This is a genomic window from Dermabacter hominis NBRC 106157 (assembly GCF_001570785.1).
GTDB lineage: Bacteria > Actinomycetota > Actinomycetes > Actinomycetales > Dermabacteraceae > Dermabacter > Dermabacter hominis.
Map to the genome: position 1 here is coordinate 272985 of NZ_BCSI01000002.1, position 12047 is coordinate 285031.

Consider the following 12047-nt stretch of genomic DNA (forward strand, 5'->3'; position numbering starts at 1 on the left):
GTTGGCAGAACCCCCACCGATTATTCACGGAGAAAAGCGCCATGGGAAAACTCGCGAAGAATCGCAATGGAATTAAAAAAGGCGGCATTGCCGCAGGCTCGTGCTGTGGCTGCACGGGACTCGGAGTTGTGGGCCTGCTCATTCTCGGCGTTATAGGGTCGCTCGCGGCTCCAACCGAACAGTCGCCGACTCCGGTCGCGTCCTCTTCCGCTGCCTCCTCCGCAACGCCTGCACCTTCTTCGGTGGAAGATGCACACGAAGCTGGTTCGGTGTCAGTAACACCGGATGCATCGCCCGCACTCAACTCAGACGTGAATGCCGTCTCTGTGCCCGGTGAGAACAATGCGACCGTCGCCCCTGCCGGCCAGCAGGCGGCCCCCACCGGTACCGCTCTCGCCCAGCTCCGCACGCTCGAGGTGAAAGGGAGGGCCCCGAAAACGGGGTATGACCGTGAATCCTTCGGTTGGCGCGACGACGTCGACCGCAACGGCTGCGATACGCGCAACGACATTCTTAGGCGCGACCTGAAGAACATCACCACGAAAGCGGGCACCCAGGGCTGTGTGGTGCTGTCGGGCCGAGTCGACTCGTCGTATAGCGGTTCCAGTTACGACTTCGTGCGCAACCCCACTAACACGGACATCGACCACGTCGTTGCCCTCTCCGATGCGTGGCAAAGTGGCGCCTCTAGTTGGGATGCACAAAAGAAGATCGCCTTCGCGAATGATCCTCTCAATCTTCTTGCCGTCGAGTCGACGCTGAACCGGCAAAAAGGCGACGGCGATGCCGCGACGTGGCTACCGCCGCACAAGCCCTATCGCTGCGAGTATGTGGCACGCCAAGTAGCGGTGAAAGCGAAGTATGGACTCTGGGTGAAACCGGCTGAGGCCGAGGCCATCGAGCGCGTATTGGCGACGTGCCCCGACATGAAAGCGTTTGACCGAAACGTCGAGCCGCCCGCCACCGACTCAACCACGGAAGCAAAACCGGCGCCAACCGAAAAGCCTCGACGGGCGGAAAAGCCAAAACGCGCTGACAAGCCTCGGCAGGCTGACAAGCCCGCGCCCCTCGTCAGGGAAGTGGAGAGGGAGGCACCCAAGAAGGACGTGCCGCACAAGAAGGCTCCCAAGAAGGACACTCCTAAGAAAGAGGCTCCCAAGAAGGACACTCCTAAGAAAGAGGCTCCCAAGAAAGAAGCCCCGAAAAAGAAGTCTTCGGGCGGCGGATTCCGCAACTGTAAGGCCGCATGGGAAGCCGGGGCTGCCCCGCTCCACAGGGGGGATTCCGGCTACGCGCCGAAACTTGATAGGGATGACGACGGCGTCGCGTGTGAAAGGGATCCTCGGTAGTTCGCCCGGCCTCTTTTCAGGCGTGAAGGCAGCGGTGTGAGCTGGTAGTGGGGTCTTTTCCCCACACCCCACTGCTCTTCCCCTCCCTCCCTCCCTTCGCCCTTTCTCACCCGCCCTTCCCCTTTCCCGCCTTCCGTTCCCCCCCTCTCGCCCTCCCTTCCCCCTTCTTCCCGCCGCGAAAGTGGTGAAAAATGGCCTCTGCGCACCTGAATCACCGGTCTGGTGGCGATTTTTCACCACTTTCGAAGTTTGCCGGGCGGTGCCGGTGGTGCGGAGGGCGGGGGAGAGGTTGGAGCTGGGGGTGGCCGAAGCCGGAGTTGGGGCACGAGGCGGCAGGTCTAAAGCTGAGATTGAGTGGGCCGCGACCGGGGAGCGCAGCGGCACATGGCTAACCGAATGGCTAACTGAAGGGTTACAAGAAGGGCAACAACCCGCCACTTCAATTTGGGTAAAGAGAACCCCCACCGGGTGTTTGTCCTGGTGGGGGCCGCTTTTTGTGGAGCCTCCTGCCGGAATCGAACCGGCGACCTATTCATTACGAGTGAATCGCTCTACCGACTGAGCTAAGGAGGCGTGTGCTTCGCTCACGCGTCGCGCACGAACCACAACTTTACGGGAGAAACGGCCCGGGTGCCAAACTGTGCCGGTGATGGACCGGTCACATCTCGTGCGGGGTGACGTGCATGCCGCCCCGCTGACCCGGGCTCAGTTTCTACTCACATTTCGCGCCATCGTCCGGGACCTTGTCCTCGAGAAGGTAGGCGTCGACCATCTCCTCGATGCAGCCACCCGAGCGGCTGTAGGCGGTGTGGCCGAAGCCCTCCCAGGTAAGGAGAACCGAGTTGTCGAGCTGTTTGTTGAGGGATTCGGCCCACGCGTACGGGGTTGCGGGGTCGTGGGTTGTGCCGATCACGACGATGGTGCTCGACCCCTTCGCATGGATTTCCTTGGGGTAGCGCACGGGCTTCGCGGGCCAGTTCGCGCAGCCGTCCTCTTCGGTGCCGAGCGACGGACCAAACGTCGGGTATTTCTTTGCGAGGCGTTCGCCTTCGGCCTTGAGCCATTTTTCGTCGGTCACCCCGACGTGGTCGAGGCAGTTCACGGCGACGTTGGCGAACGTGCTGTTCGACTTGAATGAGCCGTCTTCTTCGCGTTCGTTGGCGAGGTCGGCGAGCATGAGGAGAACGTCGGCGGAGTTGTTAGCCTTGGCGCTTTCGATCCCGAGGGCGACGTATTCCCAGGTCTCGTTGCTGTAGAGGGCGGTGAGGATCGCCGTTGAGGCGAGGGTCTCGTTGAGCTTGCGGCCGCTCGCCGTGGGAATGGGGTTCTTCCCGGCGTTCGTCATGAAGTCGCGAAGCTGCTGAATACCTTCGTCGACGCTGCCCGTGAGGGGGCAGGTGCCGCGTTCGTTCTGGCACCACGTCACGAAGTCTTTAATCGCCTGCTCGAAACCGGCGGCCTGCCCGGCGACAATCTCGTTTGTCGTGAGCGCTGGATCCATTGCGCCGTCGAGGATGAGGTGGCCGGTGCGCTCCGGGTACATTTCGGCGTAGGTCGCGCCGAGGTACGTGCCGTACGAGAAGCCGAGGTAGTCGAGCTTTTCGGATTCAACAGCCGCGCGGATCACGTCCATGTCGCGCGCTGCGGAGTATGTGTCGACGTATTGAATGCGGTCGCTGGACTTCGCTTTGCAGGCTTTCGCGAGCTTGTCGGACCACTCCTTCGCCTTCTTCTTACCTTCCTCGGTATCGGGAAGGTCTGTTGACAGCATCTCGTCGGTCTCGGCATCGTCGAGGCACTGGACACCGTCGGAATCCTTCACCCCTCGCGGGTCGAAGCCGATCAGATCGTACTGTTTGCGCACGGTGGAACTGATCGTCATGGAGCCGTAGGCGGCGACGTGTTCCGCACCCGAGCCGCCGGGGCCGCCGGGGTTGATGAGAAGTGAGCCCTTCTTGTCGTCGCCCGTTGCGGGAACGCGCGTGAGCAGGAGCGAGAGGGTGGCACCTTCGGGGTCGTTCCACTTGAGTGGGACCTCGATCGTGGCGCATTCAGCGCCTTGGTATTCCGCGCGTTCACATTTTCCCCAGTCGGCGCGCTGGTCGTAGAACTTCTTCCAGCGCTCGTCCTTTGCGGGATCGGCGCCGAGATCGTAGGCGGCGGATTCGATGACGGGAGCGATCGATTTAAGGGGTGCCATGCCTTCCGTGCCGTAGGCCTCGGAGGTCGAGTTCTCGAGCTCCTTGATGGCTTTTTCAGCGTCCTTCTCGAAGTTGCCGCTGCCGGTGGCTGTCGAGTTGCTTGACGTGGCGTTTTGCCCCGCTTGGATGAGTGCTCCGCATCCACTGAGCGAGAGCGCGGCAAGCGTGAGGGCGCTGAGGGCGGCGGCGGCACGTGCGCGCACGCCGAAGCGGGAGGGGTGAGTGGGTGTCACGAAGAAACCTCGCGGATCGTTGGGAAGGCGAATTAGCTGCCATTATTCAACCACGCGGTGCCGTGTGTCACCGTCAGGCTCTCCCAGTTGGCGTTCCGGCACCGACATGGGTAGAGTATTTCCGCCCGCCCCGTTCGTCTAGCGGCCTAGGACACCTGCCTTTCACGCCGGCAACACGGGTTCGAATCCCGTACGGGGTACAGCATGAAACCGCCCACCAGAATTGGTGGGCGGTTTCGTTTTAACGGCACGTGCGCGGGGTCCGACGTCTGCCCGCCTTCATCGCGCGAACTTTGTGAGTGTGCTCAAGGAGCGCCAGCTAGGGTGGAGGTACGCGGTCCCTCCTCGATGACGCCGAGGCGATTGATCGCCCCTACTCCTACCCCACGAGATAAGGACAGGACGAATGAGCACTTTTGATCCGAACCTTCCGAGCAGCGGCGAAGCTGGTGCCGTGCGTGAATCCGATGCCCATTCACTGAGCGTTGGCGCGAATGGACCCCTCCTTCTTCACGACGTGAACCTTGTGGAGAAGCTTGCACGTTTCGATCGCGAGCGTATTCCTGAGCGTAGCCCCCACGCGAAGGGCTCGGGCGCTTTCGGCGAACTCCGCGTGACCGAGGATGTTTCCCAGTACACAAAGGCGAAGCTTTTCCAGAAGGGGGCGAAGACCCCGATGCTCGCCCGCTTCTCGACCGTTGCCGGCGAGCTCGGCTCGCCCGACACGTGGCGCGATGTACGCGGGTTTGCGCTCAAGTTCTACACGGAGGAGGGCAACTACGACATCGTTGGCAACAACACGCCGATCTTCTTCCTCCGTGACCCCATGAAGTTCCCCGACTTCATTCACTCGCAGAAGCGCCTTCCCGATTCGGGTCTTCGTGACGCGACGATGCAGTGGGATTTCTGGACCCTGTCGCCTGAGAGCGCTCATCAGGTCGCATACCTCATGGGTCCGCGTGGTCTTCCGAAGACCTGGCGTCACATGAACGGCTACAGCTCGCACACCTACATGTGGGTGAATGAGGCCGGCGAGAAGTCGTGGGTCAAGTATCACTTCCACACCCAGCAGGGCGTGGAGTACCTCTCGAACGAGGAGGCGACCCGCATTGCGGGTGAGGATGCCGATGCGCACCGCAAGGACCTCTTCGAGGCGATCAAGAACGGTGATTTCCCGAAGTGGGATGTCTCGGTGCAGATCATGCCGTACGAGGACGCGAAGACCTACCGCTTCAACCCGTTCGACCTCACGAAGACCTGGTCGAAGAAGGACTACCCGCTCATCAAGGTGGGCGAGTTCGAGCTCAACCAGAACCCCGTGAACCACTTCGCGCAGATCGAGCAGGCGGCCTTCAGCCCCTCGAACCTTGTTCCGGGCATCGGTTTCTCGCCCGACAAGATGCTTCTCGGCCGCGTGTTCTCCTACCCGGATGCACAGCGTAACCGCCTTGGCACGAACTACAACCAGCTGCCCGTGAACCGCCCGGTGAACGACGTCAACACCTACTCGAAGGAAGGGGCGATGGAGTTCTTCCACTCGGGCGATGCTCCCGTGTATGCCCCGAACTCCTTCGGTCGCGCTTACCAGGATGAGCAGGGCCCGGTCGACAACGGCTGGGAGTCCGACGGCGAAATGGTGCGCGCCGCGTACACCCTCCACGCCGAGGACGACGACTTCGGCCAGGCCGGCACCCTCGTGCGCGAGGTGTTCAGCGACGAGGAGCGTGAGGAGTTCGTGAACACCGTCGCGGGCGCCCTCGACGGCGTGATCGAACCCGTGCTCTCGCGCGCATTCGAATACTGGAAGAACGTTGATCAGGAGATCGGCGAGCGCATCGAGAAGGCCGTTAAGGCCAACGCGGGCGACGCCGAGGTTCCCGGTAGCGTCCAGTAACGCACGACTCAGAAGTTCGGCCCCGTTCCTGCCACCTTCGGTGGGGGCGGGGCCGACGCTTGCCTCCACCAAGGCGTTTTGGAATTCTTGTGGCATGGACGCCATGAGTCGTGAAGACTTCGAATCTTCGGTCGGTGACGCGCTCGACTCCCTCCCACTTGAGGTGGTGCGGCAGGTCGCCGATTCGAACACGGTGATCCTCGTAGAGGAGGAACCCGAGGGCGATGAGGAGCTGCTCGGAGTGTTTGACGGTATGCCGCTCACGGAGCGCGGTCATTTCGACGGTCTCATGGAGCCGGGCCGCATCATCGTGTTTCGCGGCCCGCTCACGCGCATGGCTTCAAGTCGCGAGGAGCTCGAGGAGCAAATCCGCGTGACCGTGCTCCACGAGGTCGGTCACCTCTTCGGGATCGAGGAGGAGCGCCTGCACGCGCTCGGCTGGGGCTAGACGATCAGGACGTCGGCGGGGGAGTCCGCGATCACCGTTTGAATGGTGTTGCCGAGGTAGCGAGGGTCGTCCGTTCCCCCAAAGCGGGCCCCGAGCACGAGGGTGTCCGCGCCAGTGTTCTCAATCTCGGTGATGATTGCGTGGGCGACCTCGTCGCCGTCGGCGATGTGCCTGGTGCGAGAGTCGACATCGCGCACGCCCGCGCGGCGCGCCGTCCGCACCGCGAACGCGAGCTGTTCCGCGCTCGCATGTCGAGGATCCGATTCGACAGAGTCGCGCACGACGTTCACGAGATGCAGGGAGGTGCCAAACTGCACGGCGCGTTCAATTGCGGCGTCGAGTGCTGCCTCGCCTTTGGGGGTGGGGATGTAGGCCACGAGGATGCTCACCGTCGATCTCCTTCAGTGTTCCGTCTTCGGCTGTGGGGTGTCGCGTTCTTGCCCGCTGAGTTTTTGAATTTCGTCCATCACTCTGTCCGTGATCGCGCGGCGCCGGCGGTTTTCAGGCAGGGAACGATCGATGTCGCTGAGGTCGATGGGGGTGCCGATGCGCACCTCGAGTTTCGCGCGACGCGGGCGGGGGAGGGTTTTTCCGGGCACGAAAAGCTTCTCGGTTCCCACGAGCCCCACGGGGATGATGGGCGCTCCCGTGTGTTCTTCGAGCCACGCGACACCCGTGCGACCACGCCCGAGCTTGCCCGTTTTTGAGCGTGTGCCCTCGGGGTAAATCGCGAAGACCTCCCCTTCGTCGAGTACCTCGCGGGCTTTTTCGAGCGAACTTTGCGCCGACTTCAGCGTTCCACGCTCGACGGGAATCGAGCCCACTGTCTCGAAAAAGCGCTGTTTGATGCGGGCCGTGAGCCCGCTTTTGTGCCAAAAATCGGCTTTGATGATGTAGCGCACCTTGCGGTTGAACACGACCGGCACGAGGAATGAATCCACATTCGCGAGGTGGTTCGCGGCAATGATCACGGGGCCGGTCTCGGGCACGTTCTCGAGTCCCGTGACCTTCGGCCGCCACCACGCCTTAATCATTGGGGCGACGAACGTGTGGGCGGTTTCGTAAAACACCGGCCTGCTCCTTCGGCTCGCTCTCTCGCACATGCGCCTCGCGCATGTTTCTCAGCGTAATCGCTCGGAGGTGCAGTTCCTAATGCGGGCCCGCGTGTTTAATGGATGGGGGTCCGACGGTTGCCCGGCAGGCGTCGGAACCCTTTTCGCAAGGTGCACCCCGCCACGACCGGAAGGATTTCGCTCATGCCCTCGAAGATTAACGTTGCCGTTGTGGGGCTCGGGACGAGCGCGCAAGCGGTGCACCTGCCTATGCTTCAGCGCCGCCACGATCGCTTCCAGCTCACCGCGGTCGTGGATATCTCGCCGCGCCGACTGCGCGAGGCCGCCGAAAAGTGGGGCATTGAGGAGGAACGCCGCTACGGCAGTGTGAAGGACCTGATGGCGGCTGCGCGCAGCAAGGACGTTGAGCTGGATGCGGTTGTGTTCAGCGCCGACGGCGTGAAGGGGGAGGATATCCTCCAGATCATCAAGCGCGGCATCCCCGTTCTCGTCGAGCCGCCCGTCGCGTATGGCATCGAGGAACTTCAGGCGATCGCCGAGTTTGAGCGGATGGCCGGGCGTCCCCTCGTGATGCTCGCCTACGGCGCTGTGTACGACTCCTCTGTGAAGTTGCTCGTGGAGGAAAATCAGGCGCGCGACCTGCGTACCCTCGAGTTTGAGACGCTCATGCCGGCGAGCTCCGTGATGCACGGTAAGCACCACGTGACGTCGGCCGCCTACGATTTGCCGTCGGAGCAGCGCATCGAGCGCCGCGAAAACCTCAAGGACGCCGTCGAGAAGGGGGCGGGGCCCGGCGCGAATCAGCGCGACCGCGACATTTACGTGAAGGGATTGCTCACGGGCGTTCTCGCACAGCTCGCCCTGATGCGCGCAACCTACGGTCCGTTGACCGAGCTGCACGGGGTGCGCCACTGGCCCGAGCAGGTGATTCCCGGCTCGATCGAGGTGCTCGGCGCGCTCGAGAAGGGCGTGCACGTTCGCCTCGTGTGGCACTACCTGCCGTTTGCGCCCGAGTTCCACGATGCGATTCGTGTCGTGACGAATCGCAGGCAGGGCCGGGTCGAGATCCCCGCTGTGGCGGATCTCGATACGCGCGGCTCGTTCACGTTCACCCAGAAATCCGACGGCGCGATTGTGAAGAGCGAGCGCCTCTCCGAGCACTCGCCCGCCTACGGCCTTCACGAGGCGTTCTACGCCTTTGTCGCGAAGGGAAAGGCGCCCGCCTACGGTCTTTCCGAGGCACTCGAGGATCTCGAGATTTCACGAACGATCCTTGCTGAGCTCGCGCTCGTGGACGGCCGCGACATCAACGAGGCTCCCGAGGTCGAAGGCGAGGCAGACGACAACGAAGGCCGCGGTCACGGGGCTGAGGCGCGCGAGGGGAGCACCGTCGTCGCCGAGAACCCGCTCACGGAGACGCCTATCGCAACCGCGCCGGAACCGGCCGAGGACGAGTTCGCGGCCGTGAGGCCGAAAGGTGCAGAGCAGGGCGAGGTCGAGATTTCCGAGCAAAGCGCACCCGTGCAAGCGGAGTCCAGCGAGGCGGAGGGTGCAGGCGGGAACGAGCCCAGCGGGGCGTAGCCCACACGCCGCGGCGCGACACGCCGAAGGGCGGGAATCACACAAGAATTTTTTTGGGGACGTCGATGCGGATCGGCGTCCCCAATTCGTCGTGGAAAACCCCGGAAATTCACCAACGAACACAGGTTGTCCACAACTCCATCCACCGTCGAGCGCGCCTGCGACGTGCATGGTTCGTGGATAACACCATCGCTGTTCACCGCGCGTTCACATGAGGCCACAGCGTGTCCACACACCATCCACATCACATTCGTGTAATTCAGTACATCTTGTGGTGTTCCCATCGATCTGCCACTAGGTGTAGTGTTGAGGGCGTTGGTTCGCGCAGCCCCACAGTTGGGCTTCACGTCCCCCGTGAACACGAAGAACACCCCGCATTTCGAAAGGCCTCTCATGGAGATCACCGTCTACACCAAGCCCATGTGCGTCCAGTGCGACGCCACCAAGCGCGCCCTCAACAAGGCTGGCCTCGAGTACACGCTCGTGGACATCACCGAGGATGCCGCGGCCCTCTCGCACGTCAAGTCGCTGGGCTTCATGCAGGCGCCCGTCGTGACCACCGTGAACGATGCCTGGTCGGGCTTCCGCCCCGACAAAATCAAGGCGCTCACCGCGCAGGCGAGCGAGATTCGCCAGGCTGCAGGCTTCTAAGCATTTAAGCGTCGTGACCTTTCGCCATGAGTAAGCTCGTCTACTTTTCGTCTGTTTCGGAAAACACCAAGCGATTCATCGAGAAGCTTGAGCTGCCCGAAGGAAGCGTCGCGCGCATCCCGCTGCGGCGCACCGAAGAGCCGCTCGTCGTTGACGAAGACTTCGTGCTCATGGTGCCCACCTACGGTGGCGGCAATACCGGGGGAGCGGTCCCCAAGCAGGTTATTCACTTCCTCAACGACAAGCGCAACCGCGCACACATCAAAGGCGTGATCTCGGGAGGGAACACGAACTTTGGCGAGGCATACTGCATTGCCGGCGACATCATCGCTCGCAAATGCAACGTGCCGCACCTCTACAAGTTTGAGCTCCTTGGGACATCAAGGGACGTCACCACAGTCAAAGAAGGGTTGGAACGGTTTTGGCAGAGCTAACCGAGATGCCGGGCTACGAGCACAACAAGGCGATGGACTACCACGCGCTCAACGCCATGTTGAACCTGTACGACGCGGACGGCAAGATCCAGTTCGACAAGGACCGCGAGGCGGCCCGCGAATACTTCCTCCAGCACGTCAACCAGAACACGGTCTTCTTCCACTCGCTCAAGGAAAAGCTCGACTACCTCGTCGAGAAGGAGTACTACGAGAAGCACGTTCTCGACCAGTACACGTTCGAGTTCGTCAAGTCGCTGTACAAGCGCGCGTACGCGAAGAAGTTCCGCTTCCCCACCTTCCTTGGCGCATTTAAGTACTACACGTCGTACACGCTCAAGACGTTCGACGGCAAGCGCTACCTCGAGCGCTTCGAGGATCGCGTGTGCATGGTCGCCCTGACCCTCGCCGCCGGCGATCAGGCGCTCGCCGAGCGCATCGTCGACGAGGTTCTCGACGGGCGTTTCCAGCCTGCGACCCCGACCTTCCTCAACGCGGGCAAGGCGCAGCGCGGCGAGCTCGTGTCGTGCTTCCTCCTGCGTATCGAGGACAACATGGAGTCGATCGGTCGTTCGATCAACTCCGCGCTTCAACTCTCCAAGCGCGGCGGCGGCGTGGCCCTCCTGCTGTCGAACCTCCGCGAGCACGGCGCACCCATCAAGCAGATCGAGAACCAGTCCTCGGGCGTCATCCCCGTGATGAAGCTCCTCGAGGATTCCTTCAGCTACGCGAACCAGCTCGGTGCACGCCAGGGTGCCGGTGCCGTGTACCTCCACGCGCACCACCCCGACATCCTCCGCTTCCTCGACACGAAGCGCGAGAACGCCGACGAGAAGATCCGCATCAAGACCCTCTCCCTCGGCGTGGTGATCCCCGACATCACGTTCGAGCTCGCGAAGAACAACGAGCCCATGTACCTGTTCTCGCCGTACGACGTCGAGCGTGTGTACGGCAAGCCGTTTGCCGACATCAACGTGACGGAAAAGTATCGCGAAATGGTGGACGACCACCGCATTGCGAAGAAGAAGATCCGTGCACGCGACTTCTTCCAGGTGCTCGCCGAGATCCAGTTCGAATCGGGCTACCCGTACATCATGTTCGAAGACACGGTGAACCGCGCCAACCCCATCGGCGGCGCGAAGGTCACCCACTCGAACCTGTGCTCGGAAATCCTCCAGATCTCGACCCCGTCCACGATGAACGCCGACCTCTCCTATGAGACGCTCGGCCGCGACATCTCGTGCAACCTCGGCTCGCTCAACATCGCGAAGGCCGTGGACTCGCCCGACTTCGAAAAGACGATCGAGACGGCGATCCGCGCCCTCACGGCGGTGTCGGATTCCTCCGACATCTCCTCGGTGCCGACCATCGCGAACGGGAACAAGGCCTCCCACGCGATCGGCCTTGGCCAGATGAACCTCCACGGCTTCCTCGCACGCGAGTCGATTCACTACGGAAGCGAGGAAGGCCTCGACTTCACGAACATGTACTTCTACTCGGTTGTGTACCAGTGCATTAAGGCGTCGACCAAGATCGCTCAGGAGCGCGGCGAAACGTTCATGGGCTTCGAGGATTCGAAGTACGCGAGCGGCGAGTATTTCGAGAAGTACATCAACGAGGTGTGGGAGCCGAAGACCCAGCGCGTCCGCGAGATCTTCGAGAACTCGAGCATCCACCTGCCTACGCAGGACGACTGGAAGGCCCTCGCTGCCGAGGTCAAGGAGCACGGCATGTACAACGCGTACCTGCAGGCCGTTCCGCCTACCGGTTCGATCTCCTACATCAATCACTCGACGAGCTCGATCCACCCGATCGTCTCCAAGATCGAGATCCGTAAGGAAGGCAAGATCGGCCGCGTCTACTACCCGGCGCCGTACATGACGAACGACAACCTCGAGTTCTACGAGGATGCGTACGAAATCGGCTACGAGAAGATCATCGACACGTACGCCGAGGCGACCAAGCACGTTGATCAGGGCCTCTCGCTCACGCTGTTCTTCCCGGACACGGCGACGACCCGCGACGTGAACAAGGCTCAGATCTACGCGTGGCGTAAGGGCATCAAGACCCTCTACTACATCCGCCTGCGTCAGATGGCGCTCCAGGGCACGGAAGTTGAGGGCTGCGTGAGCTGCATGCTCTAACAGGGCAGTCCCGGAAGGCGCCCCGCTCACCGTCATGGTGGG

General features: G+C 62.2%; 10 protein-coding genes and 2 tRNA genes. 8 read left to right on the plus strand and 4 right to left on the minus strand.

Annotated features, from left to right (window positions below):
• The first annotated feature begins 41 nt into the window (after positions 1-41).
• Positions 42-1349, plus strand: coding sequence for a GmrSD restriction endonuclease domain-containing protein (locus DEHOM01_RS03950; RefSeq protein WP_061211597.1), 1308 nt, complete (start codon positions 42-44; stop codon positions 1347-1349).
• A 497-nt stretch (positions 1350-1846) separates the two neighbouring features.
• On the opposite strand, the gene DEHOM01_RS03955 is transcribed toward DEHOM01_RS03950, so the two are convergent.
• Together DEHOM01_RS03955 and DEHOM01_RS03960 are read right to left on the minus strand one after the other, a co-directional pair.
• Positions 1847-1922: transfer RNA gene (locus tag DEHOM01_RS03955), tRNA-Thr, on the minus strand.
• 139 nt (positions 1923-2061) lie between these two features.
• Positions 2062-3783, minus strand: a complete 1722-nt coding sequence (locus DEHOM01_RS03960; protein ID WP_061211598.1) for an alpha/beta hydrolase — start codon at positions 3781-3783, stop codon at positions 2062-2064.
• A 127-nt stretch (positions 3784-3910) separates the two neighbouring features.
• On the opposite strand from DEHOM01_RS03960, the gene DEHOM01_RS03965 reads away from it, so the two are divergent.
• The 3 genes from DEHOM01_RS03965 to DEHOM01_RS03975 all read left to right on the plus strand — a co-directional run bounded on the left by DEHOM01_RS03965 (position 3911) and on the right by DEHOM01_RS03975 (position 6125).
• A tRNA-Glu gene (locus DEHOM01_RS03965) sits at positions 3911-3983 on the plus strand.
• Positions 3984-4189: 206 nt separating this feature from the next.
• Positions 4190-5677: a catalase gene (locus DEHOM01_RS03970; protein ID WP_061211599.1), complete on the plus strand. Its 1488-nt coding sequence runs from the start codon at positions 4190-4192 to the stop codon at positions 5675-5677.
• Positions 5678-5771: 94 nt separating this feature from the next.
• Positions 5772-6125: a metallopeptidase family protein gene (locus DEHOM01_RS03975; protein WP_061211600.1), complete on the plus strand. Its 354-nt coding sequence runs from the start codon at positions 5772-5774 to the stop codon at positions 6123-6125.
• On the opposite strand, the gene DEHOM01_RS03980 is transcribed toward DEHOM01_RS03975, so the two are convergent.
• The gene (locus tag DEHOM01_RS03980) at positions 6122-6514 is read right to left on the minus strand and encodes a universal stress protein (RefSeq protein ID WP_061211601.1); all 393 of its coding nucleotides are present in this window, start codon (positions 6512-6514) and stop codon (positions 6122-6124) included. The two genes, DEHOM01_RS03975 and DEHOM01_RS03980, sit on opposite strands and share 4 nt — an antisense overlap.
• A 12-nt stretch (positions 6515-6526) precedes the next feature.
• Positions 6527-7195, minus strand: coding sequence for a lysophospholipid acyltransferase family protein (locus DEHOM01_RS03985; protein WP_061211602.1), 669 nt, complete (start codon positions 7193-7195; stop codon positions 6527-6529).
• A 186-nt stretch (positions 7196-7381) separates the two neighbouring features.
• On the opposite strand from DEHOM01_RS03985, the gene DEHOM01_RS03990 reads away from it, so the two are divergent.
• The 4 genes from DEHOM01_RS03990 (at position 7382) to nrdE (ending at position 12005) form a co-directional block, all read left to right on the plus strand.
• Positions 7382-8779 carry a Gfo/Idh/MocA family protein gene (locus DEHOM01_RS03990; protein WP_061211603.1) on the plus strand — a complete coding sequence of 466 codons (1398 nt, stop codon included), beginning with the start codon at positions 7382-7384 and terminating at the stop codon, positions 8777-8779.
• 393 nt (positions 8780-9172) lie between these two features.
• A complete protein-coding gene (gene nrdH / locus DEHOM01_RS03995) occupies positions 9173-9430 on the plus strand; it encodes a glutaredoxin-like protein NrdH (RefSeq protein WP_061211604.1) in 258 nt (85 codons plus the stop codon).
• Positions 9431-9456: 26 nt separating this feature from the next.
• Positions 9457-9864 (plus strand): class Ib ribonucleoside-diphosphate reductase assembly flavoprotein NrdI, encoded by a 408-nt coding sequence (gene nrdI, locus DEHOM01_RS04000; protein WP_016663139.1) that lies wholly within the window; start codon positions 9457-9459, stop codon positions 9862-9864.
• Between the two features lie 5 nt (positions 9865-9869).
• Entirely contained in the window at positions 9870-12005 is a 2136-nt protein-coding gene (gene nrdE / locus DEHOM01_RS04005; protein ID WP_061211605.1) for a class 1b ribonucleoside-diphosphate reductase subunit alpha, read from the plus strand.
• Positions 12006-12047: the final 42 nt, after the last annotated feature.

Excerpts from the sequence above, each read along its gene's own strand:
- DEHOM01_RS03950 (WP_061211597.1), top strand. The coding sequence starts at position 42 with ATGGGAAAACTCGCGAAGAATCGCAATGGAATTAAAAAAGGCGGCATT.
- DEHOM01_RS03970 (WP_061211599.1), top strand. The coding sequence starts at position 4,190 with ATGAGCACTTTTGATCCGAACCTTCCGAGCAGCGGCGAAGCTGGTGCC.
- DEHOM01_RS03975 (WP_061211600.1), top strand. The coding sequence starts at position 5,772 with ATGGACGCCATGAGTCGTGAAGACTTCGAATCTTCGGTCGGTGACGCG.
- DEHOM01_RS03990 (WP_061211603.1), top strand. The coding sequence starts at position 7,382 with ATGCCCTCGAAGATTAACGTTGCCGTTGTGGGGCTCGGGACGAGCGCG.
- nrdH (WP_061211604.1), top strand. The coding sequence starts at position 9,173 with ATGGAGATCACCGTCTACACCAAGCCCATGTGCGTCCAGTGCGACGCC.
- nrdI (WP_016663139.1), top strand. The coding sequence starts at position 9,457 with ATGAGTAAGCTCGTCTACTTTTCGTCTGTTTCGGAAAACACCAAGCGA.
- nrdE (WP_061211605.1), top strand. The coding sequence starts at position 9,870 with ATGCCGGGCTACGAGCACAACAAGGCGATGGACTACCACGCGCTCAAC.